The following is a 24603-nucleotide window of genomic DNA, read 5'->3' on the forward strand; positions in this document are numbered from 1 at the left end:
AACGATCTTAAACATGGCAAATCGCTTCCTTTTCACTCACAAAATGAAACCGGCATTTGCGGATACATGCAAAAGCCGGTGAGGGACCGGAAAAATGCACAGTCCTCTTACATTATAACGTATAAATGCCCCCGGTGTAAATACACCGAGGGCATTCAGTGCGGGAAAATCGATTAGAAATCGATGGGCAGGTCGTAGTAGCAAGCCTTCAGCAGCTTCTCCATCTCTTCCTGGCTGGGCTGACGGGGGTTGGAACCGGTGCAGGCATCGCCGATGGCCAGTTCAGCAACCTGGGGCAGCTTCTCCATGAATTCCTTCTCGTCGATGATGCCGCCCTCGTACTCCTTGATGCAGGTGGGGATGTTCAGTGCGGCGTTCATCTTCTTGATCTCAGCGATCAGAGCGTCCACCAGCTCCTCGGTGGTGTTGCCTTCCAGCTTGATGAAGCGGGCGATATCGGCGTAACGCTCGGCAGCGCTCTCAACCTTGCTGTTGTACTTGATGACCTTGGGCAGGTACATGGCGTTGGCGCAGCCGTGTACGATGTGGCCGCCGCTGAAGGCAGCACCGGTCTTGTGAGCCATGCTGTGAACGATGCCCAGCAGAGCGTTGGAGAAGGCCATGCCGGCCAGGCACTGAGCATTGTGCATACGGTCACGGGCATCCATATCGCCGTTGTAGCTGGCAACCAGATCGTTGTGGATCATCTTGATGGCATGCAGAGCCAGAGGATCGGTGTAATCGCAGTTGCAGGTGGAAACGTAAGCCTCGATGGCATGGGTCATAGCGTCCATACCGGTGTGAGCGGTCAGCTTCGGAGGCATCTTCTCAGCCAGCTCGGGATCAACGATGGCCACATCGGGAGTGATGTTGAAGTCGGCCAGAGGATACTTGATGCCCTTGGCATAGTCGGTGATTACGCTGAAAGCGGTAACCTCAGTAGCAGTACCGGAGGTGGAAGGAATGGCGCAGAAGTGAGCCTTCTGGCGCAGCTTGGGGAAGTTGAAGGGGATGCACAGCTCCTCGAAGGTCACATTGGGGTACTCGTAGAAAGCCCACATAGCCTTGGCAGCGTCGATGGGGGAACCACCGCCCATGGCAACGATCCAGTCGGGCTGGAACTCGGTCATGGCAGCAGCGCCGCGCATAACGGTCTCCACAGAGGGATCGGGCTCAACGTTCTCAAACAGGTAAACTTCCATGCCGCCTTCCTTCAGGGCGTTGATGGCGCGATCTAGGAAGCCGAAGCGCTTCATGCTGCCGCCGCCTACAACGACGAAAGCCTTCTTGCCACCCAGGTTCTTCAGTTCTTCCAAAGAGCCCTTGCCATGATACAGATCGCGGGGAAGAGTAAAACGTGCCATTGTTCATTACCTCCAAAAAAAATACCGAAAATGAAATAACATGTTCTAAACGTTAAAATCTTAACGCGAAGAAGGCGAAAAGAAACCGCACAAGGCGGCTGGCGTTTGACTGTTATTTTCTTGACACCCATATGATACCATTGCCATATCCTGGCGGGTAATGTATTATATAAATAAAACTATATCAAAAACGATATAATGCGAGGCTTTTTACAAAGTTTTTACGCATCTTTCGTGTGAATATGCTAGCAAATTACACAAAGGGGGAAACACGGATGAATTTGCAGCAACTACGCTGTGTTCTGGAGATCGCGCGGGTGGGCAGCGTGACTAAGGCGGCCCAGAACCTTTATATCAGTCAGCCCAATCTGAGCCGGACCATCAAGGAGCTGGAGAAGGAGCTGGGGGTAAGCCTGTTCCGGCGAGGGGCACAGGGGATGGAACCCACAGTGGAGGCAGCTCAGCTGCTGCGCTATGCCGAGACCATTCTGCAGCAGGTGGACGAACTGGAGAGTATCTACCGTACCCATGAACAAACCATGCGCTTGGCGCTGGCCGGGCCGCACAGCGGTTATATCACCCGGGCATTGGCGTCTTTTCTGGCAAAGCAGCAGGGAAGACCGTTGAATGTGAGCTATCAGGAATCTGCCACCGCCCAGGCGTTGGATGCGGTGAGCCGCGGTCAGGTGCAGATCGCCGTGGTACGCTACCAGTTACTGTACGATGATTATTTTAAAGAACTGTTTGCTAAGGCGGGCCTTGCCAGCCGTACGTTGATGCGCTTCAATCCATGTGTGCTTATGGCACCTGGCCATCCGCTGGCAGTGCAGGAGCTGCTGGACTATGAGCAGTTGCAGCAGTACCCTCAAATCCTGCGGGGAGATGCCCAATTGGCCGAGCGTACGGAATTTTCCACGTCCGCCCAGGAACCTGCCGGACGGATCCATGTGCAGGACCGGGCCAGTATGTACGAGCTGCTGCGGGGTGTGTCGGGCAGCTATGCCTGGTCCAATCCGCTTCCGGAGGCGGAATGTCGCCGCCAGGGGCTGGTGCAGCGCCGCTGTGCCGGGGTGGCAATGAATCGGGATGTGGCCCTGTGGCAGGCAAAATACGGTCTGTCACCTCTTGCACGGGATTGCCTGGTGGCTTTGCAGGAGGCAGCCAGCCGCCAGGGAATGTTGCTGCGAGCCGTGCAGAAGACCCAGGCGGACCAGGTGGCGCATCAAACAGAATAAAAGGAAAACCGCCCTTTCGGTCATGCCGGAAAGGGCGGTTTTGGTTTTTATCAGTTATCCGTGATTACAGGACCGCTGACATATTTGCCGTAGATGAAATAGCGCTCGCTGGTGTGCTGCAGGGTACCGAAGGGATAGCAGGTATAAAGGATCACGTTTTCCTCGTCCGCTTCCAGATCGTAGGCCGAGGTATCGGTGTCCAGCGCCACCTGCATGTTCACCACCTCATAATGATATTCGCCGTAATAGGTGGTGATCACGATCTCGTCGCCCAGTTCCACATTTTCAAAATCCCGGAAATAGGTGTTAGTGTGGGCACCGGCCAGAATGGTTCCGCCTTCACCGGGGATGTGTGCTCCGGTATAGGTGCCTGCGCCCTGGTCCAGCTGGGCTTTGTTGTCACCCCAGTACATGGTGCAGTCCACATTGGTGCCGGGAATCACGATACGGCCCAGCTCATCGCCTACGGCCGGGTAACCGCCAAAGTCATCCAGGTCAACGGTGGGCTCGGGTGTGGGTTCCGGTGTGGGTTCGGGGGTGGGGACTGCAGTGGGCACCGGGGTGGGAGTAGGCTCCGGCTCGGGGGTAAACATTCCGCAGCCGCAGAGCATCAGGGCTGCGCAGGCGGCCAGAGCAAGGCTCTTCCATAAAAAGTGCAGTTTCAAGGGGGGGCACCTCATTTTCCAAAAAGAACTCCGGATTTCTGACCGGGCAGTCCTCAGTATAACAAAAAAATTATATGCCAGTAAAGCGGACACAGCGAAGAATAGAAAAACCGTGGGAACTTCCCCAAAAGGAAGTTCCCACGGCTGGAAGAAAAATTACGCCTGAGGCGCAAACAGTTTGGGCAGCATTTTGTAGAGAACGATGGCCACTACAGTGGTGAGGATAGCCTCCGGCAGCATGTAGGTTCCGTTGTATACCGCGCTGTACAGCCAGCACAGAGCGTTCTCGCCCATGCTGGCGATCTGGGCGCCCCAGCCAAATTCGGTCATCCACTCGAAGGCGTAATCGTAGTCCTTCCAGACGATGTAGCCGGACAGGAAGCTGCACAGATAACGCAGCAGGCAAACCGCCAGAGTGCCCACGCAAACGCCGGCCAGACGGTTGGGGAAGGGCTTGGCGATCAGACCGGCCAGACCCAGTACGGTGAAGGCGAGCAGGAAGTCCAGCAGAACGCTGCCCACCACGGCGCCCAGACTCTGGCAGTAGGTCAGGTCGGAAACGCCCAGCAGCAGCTGGATCAGACTGAACACGAAAGCGGTGAGAATGCTCCAGGCGGGACCGCGGCGGAAGCTGACCAGAATGATGGGCAGCATGCTCACCAGGGTGATGGAACCGCCGTGAGGCAGCTTAAAGATGGGAATGTAGCTCAGGATGGTGGCCAGCGCGATCATCAGTGCGCATTCCACCAGCGCATGGGTGCGGGTCGTCGATTTTGCCATGGTTTGTACCAGCCTTTCCCGGCCGCTTTTTTCGGCCGCATGAAAAAAGATTAGTACATAAAAACGGGCGCAAAAAAACGCCCCTGCACAGGCAAAAAACCATGCAGGGGCGCAAAAGTTGCGCTATGATCCTCAAACTTCCTACGCCGGCATTACCCGGATCAGGTTCAAGGTGACCCAGAGCTGCAATTTGCTCTGATCTCAGCCGGGGATGGCCCCCAGCGCCCCTGTTTTTATGTCCGTGCATAAGTATAACACGGTAGAGGAATTTGTCAAGGTTTTCCTTTTGTGGAATCAGAAAAGCGACTCACTCCGCGGCGGGAACTGCCTTTTTGCCGGTTTTGCAGATGTCCTTCAGGCAGCAGGCGGCGCAGTCCGGCTTGCGGGCGTCACACACAGCCCGGCCGTGCAGCACGAACCGGTGGCACAAATCGCTGCCCTCCTCCGGGGGAATGATCTTCCACAGGGCCATCTCCACCTTTTTGGGCTCGGTGATGTTCTTCACCAGACCGATCCGGTTGCACAGCCGGATGCAGTGGGTATCGGTGACGATGGCAGGCTTGCCGAACACGTCGCCCATGATCAGGTTGGCGCTCTTGCGGCCCACGCCGGGCAGGCTGAGCACCGCGTCAAAATCGTCCGGCACCTTTCCGCCGAAGTCATCCCGCAGGCGGCGCATGCACAGGCTGATGTCCCGGGCCTTGGAACGGCCCAGACCGCAGGGCTTTACAATGGCCTCGATCTCCTCCGGTTCGGCGGCAGCCAGCGCATCCACACTGGGGTACTTGGCAAACAGATCCTTGCATACCACGTTTACCCGGGCGTCGGTACACTGGGCGGCCAGCCGCACCTCCACCAGCAGCTGCCAGGCGTGGTCGTAATCCAGGGTGCATTCCGCGATGGGATATGCGTCTTTCAGGCGCTGGATCACTTCCAGTGCCAGGGCTTTTGTGGTCATGGGTGAATCCCTCCGTTTTGGCTTGTGTAAAAGAATTTTCAATGATTATAGCACGAATTCTCAGTTTGGGCAAATCTTTTTGCTCCCGTCAGGAAAACTTGATGCCGGATGGTTGTGTGCGGGCGGCAGATGCGCTATAATAGAACAATAGTATAATAATGGCTGGGGCCATATGGGAAAAGGAGTGGAAACAACATGTATCAGGATATGATGGATACCATCGGCTTTGTGGCCGGGCAGGACCCGGAGCTGGCCGAGGCGATGCAGCGGGAGCTGGTTCGCCAGCGGCAGAACATTGAGCTGATCGCCAGCGAAAATATTGTCAGCCCGGCGGTTATGGCTGCCATGGGCACTGTGCTCACCAATAAATATGCCGAGGGTTACCCCGCCCACCGGTATTACGGCGGCTGTGCCTATGTGGATCAGGTGGAGCAGATCGCCATCAACCGGGCATGTGAGCTGTTTGGCGCCAAGTTCGCCAACGTACAGCCCCACTCCGGTGCACAGGCCAACCTGGCGGTGTATTTTGCACTGCTGGAGGTGGGCGATACCATTCTGGGCATGGATCTGGCAGCGGGTGGTCATCTGACCCACGGCAGCCCGGTGAACATGAGCGGAAAGAACTACAACTTCGTGCCCTACGGTGTGAATGCTGATGGTTATCTGGATTATGATGCCCTGCGCCGGCTGGCTCAGGAGGTAAAGCCTAAGATGATCGTGGCGGGCGCTTCCGCTTATCCCCGCGCCATCAAGTTTGATGTGCTGGCCGACATTGCCCATGAGGTGGGTGCCTACCTGATGGTGGATATAGCCCACATTGCCGGTCTGGTAGCGGGCGGCGCGCATCAGAGCCCGGTGCCCTACGCGGACGTGGTGACCACCACCACTCACAAGACCCTGCGCGGTCCCCGCGGTGGTCTGATCCTGACCAACAATGAGGAGCTGGCCAAGAAGATCAACAAGGCGGTTTTCCCCGGCACCCAGGGCGGCCCGCTGGAGCATGTGATCGCCGCCAAAGCGATCTGCTTCGGGGAAGCGCTGCGCCCCGAGTTTAAGGAATACGCCCGCAAGATCGTGGAGAACGCTCAGGTGCTGGCGGATGCATTGACCGCCCGGGGCGTGAAGCTGGTGAGCGGCGGCACCGACAACCACCTGATGCTGATTGATCTGTCCGACGAGGAGTGCACCGGCAAGGAGCTGGAGCACAATCTGGACGAGGTGCACATCACCGCCAACAAGAACTCGGTGCCCGGCGAAAAGCGCAGTCCCTTCGTGACCAGCGGCGTGCGCATCGGCACCCCAGCGGTGACCACCCGCGGCTTTGGTCCCGAGGAGATGAAGGTCATTGCGGACTGCATTGCCGACTGCATCTTCGATTTTGAAAACAAGAAGGACCAGGTGGCAGCCCGCGTGGCGGAGCTGACTGCCCGTTTCCCGCTGTATGAATAATCTGTAGCACCAACAAAAGGGCGGCTTTTCCCGTGCAGCGGGGGAAGCCGCCTTGCTGGCGCAATGCCAAAAAGGAGAGCACGATCATGGCATTTTTTACCTGCAAACTGAAAAGCCAGGCCCTGATGAGCACCACCCAGGTGCGGCTTTATTTCCCCTGTGATCTGGTGGACCGCTGGAAGGGCCAGCCGCCCCGTGCGGTGTTCACCCTGCTGCACGGCTTCACCAACGACGGCGACGACTGGGTGAACATGTCGGCGGCCCTGCGCTACGCGGCAGACAACAACATTGCCCTTGTAATCCCGGACGCGGGCAATTCCTTCTATCACGACACTGCCTCCAACCAGGCCTATCATACCTGGCTCACCGAGGAGATGCCCGTGCTGCTGGACCAGATCGTCAAACTGCCTCACGAGCGGGAAAAGAACTTCATCTGCGGCCTTTCCATGGGCGGCTATGGTGCGCTGATGATCGGACTCAACCATCCGGAGCGGTATGCGGGCTGCGCCAGCTTCTCCGGCGCAGTGGCCATGCACCTGATGCTGGATCAGAAGGATAATCCTCTGGTGCGTTATGTGTTTGAGCCGGTCTATGGTCAGACGCTGGAGCTGCCGGAAAACCGGGACCTGTTCCGTCTGGTGCAGAAGGTGAGCGCCCTGCCTGCGGAGCAGCAGCCGAAGCTTCTGTGCACCACCGGCCGCCAGGATCACGAGCCTTACTATATTTACGAGCAGAACCAGGCCTTCCGTCAGCTGGCCCAGAGCCTGCCGGTGGATTATACCTACATGGACTGGGATGGTGGCCACGAGTGGGCCTTCTGGGACCGGAGTCTGGTTTATGCCATCGACCGGTTTGTAAACCCGGGCTACGCGGACCAGATCCTGAAGGGCTGGAGCAGCGAAGCCTTCACCACGGAAAGGGGATAACATCATGAGTGAGCCTCTGGCCCAGCGGCTGCGTCCGCGCGCACTGAGTGAGGTGTGCGGCCAGCAGCACCTGTTGGGGGAGGGCTGCGTGTTTCGCAAGACCATCGACAGCGGACGCATTCCCAACATGATCTTCTACGGCCCGTCCGGTGTGGGCAAAACCACGGTGGCACGCATCATCGCGGAAAACAGCGGCATGCGGCTGCACAAGCTGAACGGTACATCCGCCTCCACCAGTGACATCAAGGCGGTACTGGCCGAGATCGGCACCCTGAACAGCGCCAACGGCCTGCTGCTGTATCTGGACGAGATCCAGTATCTGAACAAGAAGCAGCAGCAAAGCCTGCTGGAGTGCATTGAAGACGGCTCCGTTACCCTGATCGCATCCACAACCGAGAACCCCTACTTCTATATTTATAATGCGCTGCTCAGCCGGTGCACCGTGTTTGAATTCAAGGCATTGCAGCCGGCCGATATCGAGCAGGGAATCCGCAACGCGCTGGAGCGTCTGAGCACCGAGGAGGCCGGACCCATTGAGATGCCCCGGGAGGCCTGCCAGTATCTGGCGGATGCCTGCGGTGGCGATATGCGCAAGGCACTGGGCTGCCTGGAATTTGCTGCCACCGCCGCCGCTCCTGATTCGGAGGGCAACCGGCTGATCACGCTGGAGATGGTCAAGCAGGTGGCCCGCCGTACCGCCATGCGTTACGACCGGGCAGGGGACGACCACTACGACATCGTGTCCGCCTATCAGAAGTCCATGCGCGGCTCGGACCCGGACGCGGCGCTGCATTATCTGGGCCGGTTGCTGGAAGCGGGGGATCTGGTGAGTGCCTGCCGCCGCCTGATGGTCTGCGCCTGTGAGGATGTGGGCCTTGCCTATCCGCAGATCATGCCCATTGTGAAAGCGGCGGTGGACATCGCCAACATGGTGGGCCTGCCGGAAGCGCGCATTCCACTGGCCAACGCAGTGGTTCTGGTGGCCACCAGCCCCAAGTCCAACACGGCCTACATGGGCATCAACCGGGCCATGGCGGACCTGAAGCGGGGCAAATCCGGGCCCATTCCCCGGCAGCTGCAGAATAAGCACTTTGATGGGGAAGATGCACTGGTAAAGGGCCAGAACTATAAATATCCCCATGACTTTCCGAACCGCTGGGTGGAGCAGCAGTATCTGCCTGATGCACTGGCCGGTACGGTATACTATGAATACGGGGAAAACAAAAACGAACAGGCGGCCAAGGCATACTGGGATAAAGTGAAGAAAAAGTAAAAAATAAGCTTTTGAATTTGTTAACCGCCGTCCGAGATGCTCCGGGCGGCGGTTTTTGCACTGCGCATAAACTGGTGCACGGCAAGCGGGAAAAGCTTTGGCGGTTGCTACAAAAACTTAAAATTTCATATAAAAATTTGCGCTGTTGCTTGACAAGGAACGATTCCTATTTTAGTATATAAACATAGAATTCAGTGTGAATTTTTGCAATTTTACAGAGCGGACGGATTTATGGATATTGACTGTGATCCGCGCTCGTTTCCGTTCCAAACGGAACAATACTGCAAAGGAGGCTTCCACAATGCGCTATTCCCGTCAACGTGAGCTTGTACTGCGTCAGGTGCAGAACCGCTGCGATCATCCCACGGCCGATGATATTTATCTGGCCATCCGTGAGGATTGCCCCGGGCTGAGCCTTGGCACGGTGTATCGTAACCTGAACGGCCTGGTGGAAATGGGTCGGGTACGCCGGGTATCCATTCCCGGCATGGCAGATCGTTTTGACCGTACCCTTTCGGAGCACGATCACCTTTACTGCACTCGCTGCGGAAAGGTTGAGGATGTTTTCCTGGACAAGACGGCGGTCAACGAGATGATCGAGGCCCGCAAGGATCTGGCCATCGAGCATGTTTCGCTGAATCTTTACGGGCTGTGCTCCGCATGCCGTGACGCGGCACGCAGCTGATTCGCTTCCACAACGCCCTGTTTGCGGCTGCAAGCAGGGCGTTGTTTTTTTATACATATAAGGCTTTTAAAAAAGCACATTTTCCCACCAAAGTGCCGGAAAAATAGGCGAATGGAGCCCAAAAGTGTGGTTTTGGTGAAAAAATAAAAGTAATACTTTGTTGTTTTGCACAACAATGAATTGGAAGCTTTAGGCAAAAAATAGAAAACATTCGAACCCACTTGCACGTGAAATTTCATGGTGCTATACTGAACGTGCAATGAGGAATGACACTTTTCTCACAAGCATAGTTTGATTTTTAACAGCCAACTGTAACGGAGTGCTTCGCGCACGGGTTGGGCAGGCACAACAGATGTTGTGCTGTTCATTGGTTACGGTGCGGCTGTTCTTTTTTATGATTTTTGATCATGATAGGGTCGTGGGTCGTGTCGTAAGGAAAAGGGGAAAATCAGACAAAAATCAGAGTAAATAAAAACGGCTGTAACGGAGTGCTTCGCGCACGGGCTGTGATCCATCTGTCAAAGACAATGGTGAGCAGTGTGTTCTGTTACAGTCGTTTTTCGTTTGTAACCGAATAACAACGCATGAGCAGTAAAGGAGAAGAATGGTTATGTATCTTTTGGGAAATGGCCGCCTGGTCACTCGTGATGACGCAAACCCCTATCTGGAAAACGGCTGTGTTGCCATTGAGGGCAACCTGATCAAAGAAGTGGGCGAGACCGCTGCACTGAAGGCAAAGTATCCGGAAGCCGAATTCATCGATGCCAAGGGCGGTGTGATCATGCCCGGCTTCATCAACGCTCACAACCACATCTATTCCGCCTTTGCCCGCGGCCTGACCATCAAGGGCAACAACCCCACCAACTTCCTGGAGGTTCTGGATCAGCAGTGGTGGACCATCGACCGCAATCTGCTCCTGCCGGACACCAAGGCCAGCGCCGATGCCACCTATCTGGACTGCATCATGAACGGCGTGACCACCATTTTTGACCATCATGCCAGCTACGGCGGCATCGAGGGCAGCTTGTTCGCTATCGCTGAGAGCGCCAAGGAGTTCGGTGTTCGCTCCAACCTGTGCTACGAGATCAGCGACCGCGACGGCGAGGACAAGATGAAGGCTTCCGTAAAAGAAAACGTGGACTTCATCAAATACGCTCAGGCCGACACCACCGATATGATCAAGGGTATGATGGGCATGCATGCTCCCTTCACCCTGAGCAACAAGACCCTGGAGTACTGTGCAGCCGAGAAGCCCGAGGGCGCCGGCTACCACATCCACGTGGCCGAGGGCATCGACGATCTGTACGACAGCCTGACCAAGTACAACAAGCGCCTGGTGTTCCGCCTGCACGATATGGACATTCTGGGTGATAAGACCATCTGCGGTCACTGCATCTACGTGAACGAGGCCGAGATGGACCTGCTGAAGGCCACCAACACCATGGTGGTACATAACCCCGAAAGCAACATGGGCAACGCCGTGGGCTGCCCCCCGATCCTGAAGATGATGGAAAAGGGCCTGACCGTGGGCCTGGGCACCGACGGCTACACCAACGACATGACCGAGAGCTACAAGGTGGCCAATGTGCTGCATAAGCACAACGCCTGCAAGCCCAACGTGGCCTGGGGCGAGATTCCCACCATGCTGTTTGAGAACAACCGCGCCATGGCCGGCCGCTTCTTCGAGAAGCCCATCGGCATCCTGAAGGAAGGCGCCTACGCCGACGTGATCGTTTCCGATTACGATCCCCTGACCCCGATGAACGCCTCCAACATCAACAGCCACATCCTGTTCGGCATGACCGGCCGCAGCGTGGTGACCACCATCATCAACGGCGTGGTCAAGATGAAGGACCGCGAGCTGATCGGCATCGATAAGGAAGCTGTTCTGGCCCACTGCCGCGAGCAGAGCGCCGATCTGTGGAACCGCATCAACGCGGGCCGCTGATTCAGCACCCATCAGGCACAAAGAGCCCGGTTTGCACCCGGTAGACACCGGGCGGGCTCTTTGTGCCCCAACCTGTGTAACAAAGCCTCCGTGCGGGCTCAAAACAGTACGGAAACCGAGATCCGCTTCGAAAGGCGGGCAATGAATGTTTGAGAGAAAAAGGAGAATCATTATGAGCGACATCATGCGCCCCATTCCGTTTGCTGAACTGATGGATTGGGTCCTCACCGAGTACGCCCAGCAGGGCACCATCTTCGGCGTTGGCGACATCTACAAGCACACCGCCGGCAAGACTCTGCCCATCTTCACCGAGCAGATTGAGACCCCCTTCGGCCCCGCTGCCGGTCCTCACACCCAGCTGGCTCAGAACCTGATCGCCGCATACGCCGGCGGCAGCCGCTTCTTCGAGGTCAAGACCGTTCAGATCATCGACGGTGAGGACCTGCCCGTCTCCAAGCCCTGCATCAAGGCGGAGGACGAGTGCTACAACGTGGAATGGAGCACCGAGCTGCGCGTTCCTCAGGCTTTTGAGGAGTATGTAAAGGCCTGGTTCGCCCTGAAACTGATCAGCCACATGTACGGCCTGGGCAGCGAGAACGGCTTCGTATTCAACATGAGCGTTGGCTACGACCTGGCCGGTATCCAGAGCGAAAAGGTGAACACCTACATCGAGGGCATGAAGGATGCCTCCACCAGCAAGGTATGGGCTGAGTGCGTGGAATGGGCCAAGGCAAACCTGAACCGCCTGAACGGCATCGACGCCGCTTACATCGACGGCATCAATCCCCATGTCTGCACCTCCATCACCCTGTCCACCCTGCACGGCTGCCCCCCGGATGAGATCGAGCGCATCGCCACCTACCTCATCAATGAGAAGAAGCTGAATACCTACATCAAGTGCAACCCCACTCTGCTGGGCTACGAGTTCGCCCGCAAGACCCTGGACGACATGGGCTACGATTACATCGTATTCGACGACCATCACTTCAAGGGCGACCTGCAGTTTGAGGACGCCATCCCCATGTTTAACCGTCTGCTGGATCTGGCCGCTTCCAACAACGTGGAATTCGGCATCAAGCTGACCAACACCTTCCCTGTGACCATCGCTGCCGGCGAGCTGCCCGGCGAGGAGATGTACATGAGCGGCAAGAGCCTGTATCCGCTGTCCATCAGCCTGGCTCAGAAGGTGGAGAAGGAATTCGGCGGCAAGCTGCGGGTATCCTACTCCGGCGGCGCTGACTACTTCAACATCGACCGCATCTTCGATACCGGCATCTGGCCCATCACCCTGGCCACCACCCTGCTGAAGCCCGGCGGATACAACCGACTGCGTCCCATGGCCGACAAGCTGGTTGCCATGGACTACGTACCCTTCGCCGGTGTAGATATGGAGAAGCTGGGCACCCTGGTGGATTCCGTCAAGACCGACGCCCACCATGTGAAGCCCATCAAGCCCCTGCCCAGCCGCAAGATGAAGCAGGACGTTCCCCTGATCGACTGCTTCGTGGCTCCCTGTGAGGAGGCCGGCTGCCCCATCCATCAGGATATCCCCACCTACATCCAGCTGGTGGGCGAGGGCAAGCTGGTAGAGGCTCTGCAGGTCATCTGCGAGAAGAACCCCCTGCCCTTCATCACCGGTACCATCTGCAGTCACCGCTGCATGACCAAGTGCACCCGTAACTTCTACGAGGAGAGCGTGCAGATCCGCGCAGCCAAGCTGGCTGCTGCCGAGGGCGGCTACGACGCCTTCCTGGCTGGCCTGAAGGCCGGCGCTCCCCGCAGCGAGAATGTTGCCATCGTTGGCGGCGGCCCCGCCGGTATGGCTGCGGCCTACTTCCTGGCCAAGGCTGGCGCGAAGGCTACCATCTTCGAGAAGCGCAATGCTCTGGGCGGCATCGTGAAGCACGTTATCCCCGGCTTCCGTATCAGCGACGAAGCCATCGCCAAGGACGCTGCTCTGCTGGAGAAGCTGGGCGTGGAAGTGAAGCTGAACACCACCGTGGCCAACCCCGCTGAGCTGCTGGGTCAGGGCTACACCCACGTGATCCTGGCCAACGGTGCCTGGAACCACGGCGCTCTGAAGCTGGAGGGCGGCGAGGCCCTGAACGTTCTGGAGTACCTGGACCGTCAGAAGAACGCCCCCGAGACCCTGAATCTGGGCAACGATGTGATCGTCATCGGCGGCGGCAACACCGCCATGGACGCTGCCCGTGCCGCCAAGCGCGCCGGTGCCGCCAACGTTCGCCTGGTATACCGCCGCAGCAAGCGCTACATGCCCGCCGATGAGGAAGAGCTGGAGCTGGCTCTGGCCGACGGCGTGGAGTTCTGCGAGCTGCTGGCTCCCGTTGCCCTGAAGGACGGCAAGCTGGTTTGCGACGTGATGCGTCTGGGTGCTCCCGATGCTTCCGGCCGCCGCAGCCCCGAGGCTACCGGTGAGACCACCGAGCTGCCCGCCTCCTGCGTGATCGCCGCCATCGGCGAAAAGGTCGACACCGCCACCTTCCTGACCAGCGGCATCGCCGTGGATGAGAAGGGCAAGGCCAAGGTGGACGCCGACTGCAAGGCCGAGAACGGCATCTATGTTGTGGGCGACGCCAAGCGTGGCCCCGCCACCGTTGTGGAAGCCATTGCCGACGCCACCGCCGCTGCCATGAACATCCTGACCAGCGCCGTGAAGACCATCGACTTCACCGCCGAGGCTTCTCAGCTGAAGGCAAAGCGCAGCCTGCTGGGCGGCTATGTGGACGCCAAGGCCGAGAGCGACCGCTGCCTGGGCTGCAGCGCCGTCTGCGAGAACTGCGTGGACGTTTGCCCCAACCGCGCCAACCTGGCCATCAAGGTGCCCGGCATGGCCAAAGAGCAGGTGGTCCATGTGGACAAGATGTGCAACGAGTGCGGCAACTGCGCTGTGTTCTGCCCCTACGCCAGCGCTCCCTACAAGGACAAGTTCACCGTGTTTGCCTCTGAGGCCGACATGGCCGACAGCCAGAATCCCGGCTTCTGCGTGCTGGATGCCGCTGCCGGTAAGGTGAAGATCCGTCTGGGCGATGCCGAGTACGAGACCGTTCTGGCGCAGGACACCACCACCTACGGTCCCATCAAGGCCCTGATCGAGACCATTCTGAAGGATTACGCCTACTGCCTGTAATCCAGCTCTGCGAGTAAAGAAGGGATTCGTTTGATTATCATTCAAAACGGCCAGCTGGTCAGCCCCTCGGGGCTGACCAGGGCCGACCTGGCTCTGGATGGCGGCCGCATCGCCGCCATCGAACCCCATATTGAACCGGGTGAGGGCGACACCGTTCACGACGCCGCGGGCTGTTATGTGTTCCCCGGCTTCATCGACGGCCACACCCACCTGGACATGGAGAGCGGCTCTCTGGTAACGGCGGACGATTTCACCACCGGTACCCGCGCCGCGGTCTGCGGCGGCACCACCACCATCGTGGACTTCGCCACCCAGGACAAGGGCGGCACCCTGAACGATGCGCTGGACGCCTGGCACAAAAAAGCGGACGGCAAGTGCAGCTGCAACTACGCCTTCCACATGGCCATCACCGACTGGAATGACCAGGTGAAGGCGGAGCTGCCCGAAATGTTCCGCCGGGGCGTGACCAGCTTCAAGACCTACATGGCCTACGATGCGCTGAAGGTGAACGATGCGGAGCTGCTGGAGATCCTCCAGTCGCTCAAGCCCTTCGGCGGCATTCTGGGCGTGCACTGTGAGAACGGTCTGCTGGTGAATGAGCTGCAGGCCCGCCAGAAGGAGCTGGGCCATTTCGGCCCGGACGCCCATCCGGTCAGCCGTCCCGCCGAGGTGGAAGCCGAAGCGGTGAACCGGCTGTGCTATCTGGGCAAGCTGGCAGGCACACCGGTCCATGTGGTGCATCTGAGCACCGAGTTGGGCCTGGAGGAGGTCCGCGCCGCCCGGAAAAAGGGCGTGACGGTTTACGCCGAGACCTGCCCCCAGTACCTGACCATGGACGAAAGCCGCTACAAAGCCCCCGGCTTCGAGGGAGCCAAATATGTGATGAGCCCGCCGCTGCGCACCCCCGCCGATGTACAGGCGCTGCGCAAGGCGGTGGCGGCAGGGGAGATCGATACCATTGCCACCGATCATTGCAGCTACAATTTCAAAGGACAGAAGGACCTGGGAATCGAGGACTTCACCAAGATCCCCAACGGCGGCCCCGGCATCGAGCACCGGCCCATGGTGGTTTACACCAGCATGGTGCAGCCCGGTGAGCTGGCAGTCACCGACTTCTGCCGTCTGCTGGCCGAAAACCCCGCAAAGCTCTTCGGCATGTATCCCCGCAAGGGTGTGCTGGCCGTTGGGTCGGATGCGGATGTGACTGTATGGGACCCCGAGGCAAAAACGGTGATCACCGCGGCCCGGCAGCAGCAAAATGTGGACTATACCCCTTACGAGGGCTTTGCCGTAACCGGCATGCCCAAAGCAGTATTCGTGGGCGGCGTGCTGGCGGCGGAATACGGCCAGCCTACCGGTCTGCTGGCCGGCACCTACGTGAAGCGCTGAAAGGAGCGTCTCCATGTATACCTTATATGTAAACGGCGTGGAGCACCACACCGATAAAAATGTCAAACTGCTGGAGTACCTGCGGGAGGACCTGCGGCTGACCAGCGTGAAGAACGGCTGCGGCGAGGGCGCCTGCGGCACCTGCACCGTCCTGGTGGACGGCAAGAAGACCAAAGCCTGCGTGTTCACCACCGAAAAGCTGAACGGCAAGCACATCACCACCGTGGAAGGCCTGACCGAGCGCGAGCGTGCGGTTTATGTATACGCCTTCGGCCAGACCGGCGCGGTGCAGTGCGGCTTCTGCATCCCCGGCATGGTAATCAGCGCCAAGAGCCTGCTGGATGAGAACCTGAATCCCACCCGTGAGGATGTGAAGAAGGCCATCCGCGGCAACATCTGCCGCTGCACCGGTTATGTTCGCATCGAAGAGGCCATCCTGCTGGCTGCCAAGATGTTCCGCGAGAATCTGCCCGTTCCCCAGGATGACAGCGAGGCCCGCATCGGCGCACACTTCCCCCGCGTGGATGTGGAGGAGAAGGTGCTGGGCACCGGCCTGTTCGTGGACGACATCAAGGTTCCCGGTATGATCTACGCCAAGGCCCTGCGCTCCAAGTACCCCAGAGCCCGTGTGGAGAAGATCGACCTGACCCGCGCTCTGGCTCATCCCGACGTGGTGAAGATCCTCACCGCCAAGGATGTGCCCTTCAACAAAACCGGCCACATCATCCAGGACTGGGATGTGCTGATCGCCGAGGGCGACTGCACCCGCTACATTGGCGATGCCATCGTGCTGGTGGCCACCAACCACAAGGAGACTCTGGATGAGGTGCTGGACCTGGTGGATGTGACCTACACCGAGCTGGAGCCTCTCACCGATCCCATCAAGGCCATGCAGCCGGATGCCCCGAAGCTGCATGAAAAGGGCAACATCCTCACCAAGGAAGTGCTCAAGCGCGGCAACGCCGAAGAGGTGATCGCCAGCGCGCCCTATGTGGTGACCCAGCATTATTCCACCCCCATGACCGACCATGCCTTCATGGAGCCTGAGTGCGCCATCGGCATTCCGGACGGCGAAGGCGGCCTGCTGATGTACACCGGTAGCCAGTCGGTATACGACGAGCAGAAGGAAATCTCCCGCATGCTGCAGATTCCGCCCGAGAAGGTTCGCTGCCAGACAAAGCTGGTGGGCGGCGGCTTCGGCGGCAAGGAGGATATGAGCGTGCAGCACCACGCGGCGCTGATGGCCTGGGCCACCGGCCGCCCTGTAAAGGTGAAGTTCAGCCGTCAGGAGAGCCTGAACATCCATACCAAGCGCCATGCCATGGAAATGGACGTGACCACCGCCTGTGACGAGAACGGCAAGCTGCTGGCCATGAAGGCCACCCTGATCTCCGACTGCGGCGCTTACGCCAGCCTGGGCGGCCCGGTTCTGCAGCGTGCCTGCACCCACTGCGGCGGCCCCTACAACTTCCAGAATGTGGACATCACCGGCATCTGCGTTTACACCAACAACGTGCCCGGCGGCGCGTTCCGCGGCTTCGGCGTGACCCAGAGCTGCTTCGCTGCCGAGTTGAACCTGGATCTGTTGGCCGAGAAGGTGGGCATCAGCCCCTGGGAGATCCGTTACCGCAACGCCATCCGTCCTGGTCAGGTGCTGCCCAACGGCCAGATTGCCGGCCCCGAGACCGGTTATGCCGAGTGCCTGGAGGCCGTGAAGGAAGCCTACGAGAGCAGCCCCTACGCGGGCATCGCCGGCTGCATGAAGAACAGCGGCGTGGGCGTGGGCCTGCCGGATATCGGCCGCTGCAGCCTGGCTGTGGTGGACGGCAAGGTGCACATCCGCACCAGCGCCGCCTGCATGGGCCAGGGCGTTGCCACTGTCTGCACCCAGATCGTGAACGAGGTCACCGGTGTGGACCCGCAGCACATCTTCCACGAGCGTGCCGACACGGCCATCACTCCCAACTCCGGCACCTCCACCGCTTCCCGTCAGACCGTGTTCTGCGGCGAGGCGACCCGCCGTGCAGCCGGTGAGCTGGCCAACGCACTGGCAGGCCATACCCTGGAGGATCTGGAAGGCCAGAGCTTCTACGGCGAATACAGCGGCGTGACCGACCGCATGGGCAGCGACAAGCCCAACCCGGTCAGCCATGTGGCCTACGGCTACGCGGCTCAGGTGGTCATCATGGACGGGAACAAGAAAGTCGTCAAGGTGGTTGCCGCTCACGACGTTGGCCGCGTGGTCAACTACCAGTCCTGCGCCGGTCAGATCGAAGGCGGTGTGGTCATGGCTCTGGGCTACGGCCTCACCGAGGACTTCAAGATGGAAAACGGTTATGTGAAGAGCAAGTACGGCACTTTGGGCCTGCTGCGCGCCACCGACGTTCCTCCCATCGAGGTCATCTTCGTGGAGAAGGGAACTGAGGACCAGAACACCTTCGGTGCCAAGGGCGTGGGCGAGATCAGCGCCATTCCCGCGGCTCCCGCTGCAGCTCATGCGGCCTACCGTGTGGACGGTGTGTTCCGTACCAAGCTTCCTCTCCAGGACACCTTCTATAAGAAAGGGGGCAAATAAGCATGGCCAGTGCAAAAGCGGCGCCTTCTGAACAGGCGCTTTACACCCGCACCGGTATGCCCCCCCTGGCCAAGGCCATCCCCCTTGCACTTCAGCATGTGGTGGCCATGGTTGTCGGCTGCATTACCATGCCCATGATCGTCGCCTCCGCCGCGGGCGTTTCCGCTTCGGACCAGATCATCATGGTGCAGGGCAGCCTGCTGGTGGCGGCGCTCGCCATCCTGCTGCAGGCCTTTGGCGTGAAGGGCTTTATCAGCAGCGGCCTGCCGGTGATGGTGGGCAGCGGCTTCGCCTTCCTGCCCACCCTGCGCTCCATCGTGGAGCAGCACGGCATGGGCGGCCTGGTGGGCGCTCAGATCGCCGGTGCCTGTGTGGGCATGCTGGTGGGTCTGTGCTTCACCAAGATCCGTTTCCTGTTCCCGCCCATCGTTACCGCCAGCGTGGTGCTGACCATCGGTATCTCGCTGTACGACACCGCCATCAACTACATGGCGGGCGGTGTGGCCAGTGACCCCAGCTACGGCAGCGCCCGCAACTGGATTCTGGCCTTCATCACTCTGGCCACGGTTATTATCTGCGGCCAGTTCTGCAAGGGTATGGTCAAAGCCAGCGCCACCCTGATCGGCATGCTGGTGGGCTATCTGGCAGCCATGGCCATGGGCATGATCCACTTCACCGAAGTGGGCTCCGCCGCATGGGTCCAGCTGCCCGCGCCCTTCCACTTTGCTCCCGAGTTCAACCTGAATGCCATCATCAGCCTGGGCATTGTGTTCATGGTGAACGCCGTGCAGGATATCGGCCAGTTTGAGGCCACTGCCAACGGCGCCTATGAGCGTGCGGCCACCAACGCCGAAATCACCGGCGGCGTGATCGCCAACAACCTGTGCAGCCTGCTGGGCGGCATCTTCGGCGGCGTGCCTGTGGCCGCTGCCGGTCAGAACGTGGGTATCGTGGTCACCACCAAGGTCATCAACCGGGTGGTCTTCGGCATCGCCGGCGGCGTGGTCGCCGTTGCGGCTCTGGTGCCCAAGCTGAGCGCGATCCTCATCACCATTCCCCAGCCTGTTCTGGGCGGCGCCACCGTCACCGTGTTCGGCTCCATCGCCATGACCGGTGTCCGGATGCTGGCCCGGGAAGGCCTGAGTCCCCGCAGCGTGTTCATCGCCGGCCTGAGCGTGGCCATGGCGGTGGGCATTCCCCAGACCGCCAATGCCTTCGCGGGCTGCCCCGCCTGGATTGGCCAGATCTTCGGCAACTCCGAGGTCATCGTGGTGGCCCTGACCGCCATCCTGCTGAATCTTATCCTTCCCAAAGAGAAAAAGGAGAATTGATATTCTATGGAACAGTTCAAAATCGTTACTTATCCCCATCAGGACGTTCCCGCCACTGACCTGAGCGCCTTCTGCGAAGCCGAAGCCAAAAAGGCTCATGACTTCCATGCCAGCTTCGACGTATACGCCGAGACCCCTCTCACCAGCCTGCCCGGCCTGGCCAAGGCTCTGGGTGTGAAGGAAGTTCGCATCAAGGACGAAAGCTACCGCTTCGGCCTGAACGCCTTCAAGGTTCTGGGCGGCAGCTACGCTCTGGGCCGTTACATCGCCAAGACCCTGGGTGAGGATATCTCCGATATGCCCGCTACCCGCATCCTGTCCGATGAAGTGCGCCAGAAGCTGGGCGAGGTGACCTTCGTCACCGCCACCGACGGTAACCACGGCCGCGGCGTGGCCTGGACCGCCAATCGTCTGGGTCAGCACTCTGTGGTCTACATGCCCAAGGGCAGCGCCCAGGAGCGTCTGGAGAACATCCGTGCCGAGGGTGCGGACGCCTCCATCACCGACCTGAACTATGACGATGCCGTTCGTCTGGCCAACAAGCAGGCCGAGGAAAAGGGCTGGGTCATGGTGCAGGACACCGCCTGGGAAGGCTACACCGACATCCCCCTGTGGATCATGCAGGGCTACACCACCATGGGCTACGAGATCGTGAAGCAGCTGGAAAAAGAGGGTGCTGAGAAGCCCACCCACGTATTCCTGCAGGCTGGCGTAGGCAGCATGGCCGGTGCCATAGCTGGCTTCATCTCCAGCTACTACGGCACCGAGCGTCCCTTCATCACCGTTGTGGAGCCGGAAAAGGCAAACTGCGTATTCCGCACCGCCGAAGCGGGTGACGGCAAGCTGCACTTCGTCACCGGCGACATGAACACCATCATGGCTGGTCTGGCCTGCGGCGAGCCCTGCACCATCGGCTGGGAGGTTCTGAAGAACTGCGCCGATGCCTTCATCAGCTGCCCCGATTACGTGGCTGCCGACGGCATGCGCATTCTGGCTGCCCCCACCGGCGGCGACAAGCCCGTTGTTTCCGGCGAGAGCGGCGCTGCCACCACCGGCTGCATCTCCAACATCCTGCTGCGTGAGGATCTGGCTGAGTTCAAGCAGAAGCTGCACCTGGACGAGAACAGCCGCATCCTGTTCATCAGCACCGAGGGCGACACCGACAAGGAGAACTACCGCAACGTGGTTTGGGGCGGCAAGTTCAACCGTTACGACGGCTGATTTTTCCCATTCAACCAGCTCCGCCCGTTCCGTTCCTCTCAAACTCTCTCATTTTCACACGCGGCACCACAGCGCCGCGCCCTTCCAAAATCCAACCGGGACGGGCTTTTTAGAGCCTGTGCCCGCCCGCGCGGGGGCAAGCCGCGCGGGCGGAGCATCCCTTTTAAATTGGTATCCGGCGGGAAAGACCGCCTCATACGAACGATCGTTTTTACCTTATTCTCATCCATGGATAGGAGGATACACCCATGCTTACTCAGGAACAGCAGAACAACGTAGTGGCCCTGTGCCAGAAACTCATCCAGTCTCCCAGCTACAGCGGCCATGAGGATGGCGTTGTTGCTCGTCTGAAAGAATTCTTCGAGGCCAACGGCTTCGACAGCGTCCATGTGGACAAATACGGCAACGTGATCGGCTGCATGAAGGGCAACCGTCCCGGCCCCCGCCTGCAGTTCGACGGTCACATCGACACCGTGCCCGTAGAGGATGCTTCCAAGTGGGAGCATGATCCGTTCGGCGCCGAGATCGTAGACGGCAAGATCTACGGCCGCGGCACCTCCGATATGAAGGGCGCCGTTGCCGCCATGGCCTGCGCCACCGCTAACTTCGCCAAGGCGACCAACCGTGATTTCGCCGGTGAGATCTATGTGGCCGGCGTGGTTCACGAGGAGTGCTTCGAGGGTGTTGCTGCCCGCGAGATCAGCGCTTACGTGAAGCCCGACTACGTGGTCATTGGTGAGGCCAGCCAGCTGAACCTGAAGATCGGTCAGCGCGGCCGTGCCGAGATCGTGATCGAGACCTTCGGCAAGCCCTGCCACAGCGCCAACCCCGAAAAGGGCATCAACGCTGTTTACAAGATGGCCAAGGTCATTGAGGCCATCCGTACCCTGGAGCCCACCCATCATCCCGTTCTGGGCGACGGCATCCTGGAGCTGACCGACATTAAGTCCGCTCCGTACCCCGGCGCTTCCGTAGTGCCCGAGTACTGCCGTGCCACCTATGACCGCCGCCTGCTGGTTGGCGAGACCAAGGAAAGCGTTCTGGCTCCCATCAATGCCCTGCTGGAGAAGCTGATGGCTGAGGACCCCGAGCTGAAGGTGAAGGCCAGCTACGCGGTTGGCAAGGAAATGTGCCATACCGGCAACGTGATCGAGGGCGAGCGCTTCTTCCCCGGCTGGCTGTACGACGAGAACGACGACTTCGTACAGGCTGTGTACGGCGAGCTGAAGGCCATGGGCTACGATCCCACCATCACCCAGTACAACTTCTGCACCAACGGCAGCCACTATGCAGGTGAGGCCGGCATCAAGACCTTCGGCCTTGGACCCAGCCGTGAGAACCTGGCTCATACCATCAACGAATACATCGAGATCGACCAGCTGGTCAAGGTATGCGACTGCTACACCGGCGTGCTGAAGGCCCTGATGAAGTAAGAAGCCTTTCGTGTGCCTCGCTGCCCGCATCCCGGGCGGCGGGGCCACAGCTGGCTGTAAAGCCGAAATCATCACTCATTAGAAAAAGAGAGGCGTTTGACCCATGTCTACTATGCTCATCAAAAACGGCCGCGTGATCGACGGCACCGGCGCTGCCAGCATCAACGCCGATGTGCTGGTGAAGGACGGCAAGATCGCCGCCATCGGCACCATCACCGAGCCTGCCGATCAGGTGATCGACGCGGCGGGCCTGGCCGTGGCCCCCGGCTTCATCGACACCCACAGCCACAGCGACCTGGATGTGCTGCTGCGGCCCCAGGTGCTGCCCAAGATCATGCAGGGCATCACCACCGAGCTGCTGGGCCAGGACGGCGTGTCCATGGCTCCGCTGCCCACCCAGTACATCAGCCCCTGGCGCAAAAACCTGGCCGGTCTGGACGGCGATACCGACGAGATCGACTGGACCTATGAGACCACTGACAACTACCTGAAGATGATCGAGAAGGCCCACCCCGGCCTGAACGAGATGTACCTGGTGCCCCACGGCAACATCCGCATGGAGGCCATGGGCCTGGACAACCGCCTGCCCACCGATGAAGAGATCGAGAAGATGAAGGCCATTACCCGCCGTGAGATGGAAGCGGGTGCCATGGGTCTGTCCACCGGTCTGATCTACATTCCCTGCGCTTACTCCGAGAGCAAGGAGATCATTGAGATGTGCAAGGTGGTGGCGGAGTACGACGGCGTATTCGTCATCCACCAGCGCAGCGAGGCCGACACCATTCTGGACAGCATGAAGGAAGTCATTGAGATCGGCCGCAAGTCCGGCGTAAAGGTACACTGGAGCCACTTCAAGGTCTGCGGCAAGCAGAACTGGGATAAGATCGACGCGGTTCTGGAGCTGCTGGAGGAGGCCAAGAAGGAGGGCATCACCGTCAGCTTCGACCAGTATCCCTATGTGGCGGGCAGCACCATGATGGGCGCCATCCTGCCTCCCTGGGTACACGACGGCGGCACCGACAAGGCGGTGGCCCGTCTGGCCGACCCCGAGCTGCGCAAGAAGATGGTCTACGACATGGAGCACGGCATCCCCGGCTGGGATAACTTCGTGGATTTCGCTGGCTTCGAGAATATCTATGTGACCAGCGTCAAGACCGAGAAGAACGCCGACGCGGTGGGCCTGTCCATCGTGGAGCTGGCCGAGAAGCGTGGTGTGGACCCCTACACCGCCGCCTTCGACCTGCTGATGGAAGAGGAGAACGCTGTGGGCATGGTGGACTTCTACGGCACTGAAGAGCACGTGAAGCGCTTTATGATGTGTCCCGAGATGAACGCCTGCACCGACGGCCTGCTCTGCCCGGGCAAGCCCCATCCCCGTCTGTACGGCAGCTTCGTGCGCATTCTGGGCAAGTATGTGCGGGAAGAGAAGCTGATGAGCCTGGAGCAGGCCATCTACAAGATGACCGCCAAGCCCGCCAGCGTGCTGGGTCTGACCGACCGCGGCACCCTGAAGGTGGGCAACTGGGCCGATATCACCATCTTCGACCCCAACACCGTCATTGACAAAGGCACCTTCACCGATCCCATCCAGTTCCCGGACGGCATTGCCTACGTGATTGTGAACGGCCAGGTGGCTGTGGATCACGGCAAGCATACCGGCGCACTGAATGGCCAGGTCATTCGCCACAAGGCGTAACAGCATTTTACCAAAAAGGAGAAATCAATCATGAACACTGCTATTTCCACTGAAAAGGCCCCCGCCGCTATCGGTCCCTACTCCCAGGCCATTCAGGCAGAGGGCAAGACCATCTACGTTTCCGGCCAGCTGCCCGTAGACCCCGCCACCGGCGCCTTCGCCGGTGAGGACATCCAGAGCCAGACCCGTCAGTCTCTGGAGAACATCAAGGCCATCCTGGCCACCGCCGGTGCGGACATGAGCAGCGTGGTAAAGACCACCGTTCTGCTGAAGAACATCGCTGACTTCGGCGCCATGAACGAGGTCTACGCTCAGTACTTCCAGCAGCCCTTCCCGGCTCGCGCTGCCTTCCAGGTAGGCGCTCTGCCCAAGGACGCTCTGGTAGAGATCGAGTGCGTGGCTGTGATCTAACAGAGATCAAAAAGAATTCCTGCCAAATTTTTTATTAATCAGCGCGGTGCGGCTGCCGGATGCTGGCGGCCGCACCTTTTTGTGCGAAGGAGTAACCCCAAATGTTTAAAATTGTC

General features: G+C 59.4%; 18 protein-coding genes and 1 riboswitch. Of the genes, 14 read left to right on the forward strand and 4 right to left on the reverse strand.

Annotated elements, in window-relative coordinates; genetic code table 11:
- Positions 1-173: 173 nt before the first annotated feature.
- The gene (locus B5F28_RS13600; RefSeq protein WP_087296383.1) at positions 174-1364 is read right to left on the reverse strand and encodes an iron-containing alcohol dehydrogenase; all 1191 of its coding nucleotides are present in this window, start codon (positions 1362-1364) and stop codon (positions 174-176) included.
- Positions 1365-1639: 275 nt separating this feature from the next.
- On the opposite strand from B5F28_RS13600, the gene B5F28_RS13605 reads away from it, so the two are divergent.
- On the forward strand, positions 1640-2599 hold the full coding sequence (locus B5F28_RS13605) for a LysR family transcriptional regulator (protein ID WP_158097609.1): 960 nt from the start codon (positions 1640-1642) through the stop codon (positions 2597-2599).
- Positions 2600-2649: 50 nt separating this feature from the next.
- On the opposite strand, the gene B5F28_RS13610 is transcribed toward B5F28_RS13605, so the two are convergent.
- From B5F28_RS13610 to B5F28_RS13620, 3 genes are all read right to left on the reverse strand, one after another.
- Positions 2650-3264, reverse strand: a complete 615-nt coding sequence (locus B5F28_RS13610) for a class D sortase (protein WP_087296385.1) — start codon at positions 3262-3264, stop codon at positions 2650-2652.
- 156 nt (positions 3265-3420) lie between these two features.
- The gene (locus tag B5F28_RS13615; protein WP_087296386.1) at positions 3421-4044 is read right to left on the reverse strand and encodes an energy-coupled thiamine transporter ThiT; all 624 of its coding nucleotides are present in this window, start codon (positions 4042-4044) and stop codon (positions 3421-3423) included.
- Positions 4045-4165: 121 nt separating this feature from the next.
- A riboswitch (TPP riboswitch) is annotated at positions 4166-4283 on the reverse strand.
- Between the two features lie 68 nt (positions 4284-4351).
- The gene (locus tag B5F28_RS13620; RefSeq protein ID WP_087296387.1) at positions 4352-5002 is read right to left on the reverse strand and encodes an endonuclease III domain-containing protein; all 651 of its coding nucleotides are present in this window, start codon (positions 5000-5002) and stop codon (positions 4352-4354) included.
- A gap of 195 nt (positions 5003-5197) precedes the next feature.
- Between B5F28_RS13620 and glyA the strand changes: the two genes are divergently transcribed.
- The 13 genes from glyA (at position 5198) to B5F28_RS13685 (ending at position 24487) form a co-directional block, all read left to right on the forward strand.
- Positions 5198-6451 carry a serine hydroxymethyltransferase gene (gene glyA / locus B5F28_RS13625; protein ID WP_087296388.1) on the forward strand — a complete coding sequence of 418 codons (1254 nt, stop codon included), beginning with the start codon at positions 5198-5200 and terminating at the stop codon, positions 6449-6451.
- Positions 6452-6537: 86 nt separating this feature from the next.
- The gene (locus B5F28_RS13630; RefSeq protein WP_087296389.1) at positions 6538-7377 is read left to right on the forward strand and encodes an alpha/beta hydrolase; all 840 of its coding nucleotides are present in this window, start codon (positions 6538-6540) and stop codon (positions 7375-7377) included.
- Between the two features lie 4 nt (positions 7378-7381).
- Positions 7382-8650: a replication-associated recombination protein A gene (locus tag B5F28_RS13635; RefSeq protein ID WP_087296390.1), complete on the forward strand. Its 1269-nt coding sequence runs from the start codon at positions 7382-7384 to the stop codon at positions 8648-8650.
- Between the two features lie 301 nt (positions 8651-8951).
- Positions 8952-9335 carry a Fur family transcriptional regulator gene (locus tag B5F28_RS13640; protein ID WP_087296391.1) on the forward strand — a complete coding sequence of 128 codons (384 nt, stop codon included), beginning with the start codon at positions 8952-8954 and terminating at the stop codon, positions 9333-9335.
- Between the two features lie 610 nt (positions 9336-9945).
- On the forward strand, positions 9946-11283 hold the full coding sequence (gene ssnA, locus B5F28_RS13645; RefSeq protein WP_087296392.1) for a putative aminohydrolase SsnA: 1338 nt from the start codon (positions 9946-9948) through the stop codon (positions 11281-11283).
- A 172-nt stretch (positions 11284-11455) separates the two neighbouring features.
- The gene (gene ygfK, locus B5F28_RS13650) at positions 11456-14431 is read left to right on the forward strand and encodes a putative selenate reductase subunit YgfK (RefSeq protein WP_087296393.1); all 2976 of its coding nucleotides are present in this window, start codon (positions 11456-11458) and stop codon (positions 14429-14431) included.
- Between the two features lie 30 nt (positions 14432-14461).
- Positions 14462-15820, forward strand: coding sequence for a dihydropyrimidinase (gene hydA, locus B5F28_RS13655; protein WP_087296394.1), 1359 nt, complete (start codon positions 14462-14464; stop codon positions 15818-15820).
- Positions 15821-15833: 13 nt separating this feature from the next.
- Entirely contained in the window at positions 15834-18395 is a 2562-nt protein-coding gene (xdh, locus tag B5F28_RS13660; RefSeq protein WP_087296395.1) for a selenium-dependent xanthine dehydrogenase, read from the forward strand.
- Between the two features lie 2 nt (positions 18396-18397).
- A complete protein-coding gene (locus B5F28_RS13665; protein WP_247643498.1) occupies positions 18398-19726 on the forward strand; it encodes a uracil-xanthine permease family protein in 1329 nt (442 codons plus the stop codon).
- A gap of 6 nt (positions 19727-19732) precedes the next feature.
- The gene (dpaL, locus tag B5F28_RS13670; protein WP_087296396.1) at positions 19733-20947 is read left to right on the forward strand and encodes a diaminopropionate ammonia-lyase; all 1215 of its coding nucleotides are present in this window, start codon (positions 19733-19735) and stop codon (positions 20945-20947) included.
- A gap of 248 nt (positions 20948-21195) precedes the next feature.
- Positions 21196-22380 carry a YgeY family selenium metabolism-linked hydrolase gene (locus tag B5F28_RS13675; protein ID WP_087182734.1) on the forward strand — a complete coding sequence of 395 codons (1185 nt, stop codon included), beginning with the start codon at positions 21196-21198 and terminating at the stop codon, positions 22378-22380.
- A gap of 103 nt (positions 22381-22483) precedes the next feature.
- Positions 22484-24076, forward strand: coding sequence for an N-acyl-D-amino-acid deacylase family protein (locus B5F28_RS13680; protein ID WP_087296397.1), 1593 nt, complete (start codon positions 22484-22486; stop codon positions 24074-24076).
- 30 nt (positions 24077-24106) lie between these two features.
- Complete coding sequence (locus tag B5F28_RS13685; RefSeq protein WP_087296398.1) at positions 24107-24487, forward strand: RidA family protein; 381 nt, start codon at positions 24107-24109, stop codon at positions 24485-24487.
- The last annotated feature ends 116 nt before the right edge of the window (positions 24488-24603 follow it).

The sequence above is a fragment of the Gemmiger sp. An194 genome (assembly GCF_002160145.1).
GTDB lineage: Bacteria > Bacillota > Clostridia > Oscillospirales > Ruminococcaceae > Allofournierella.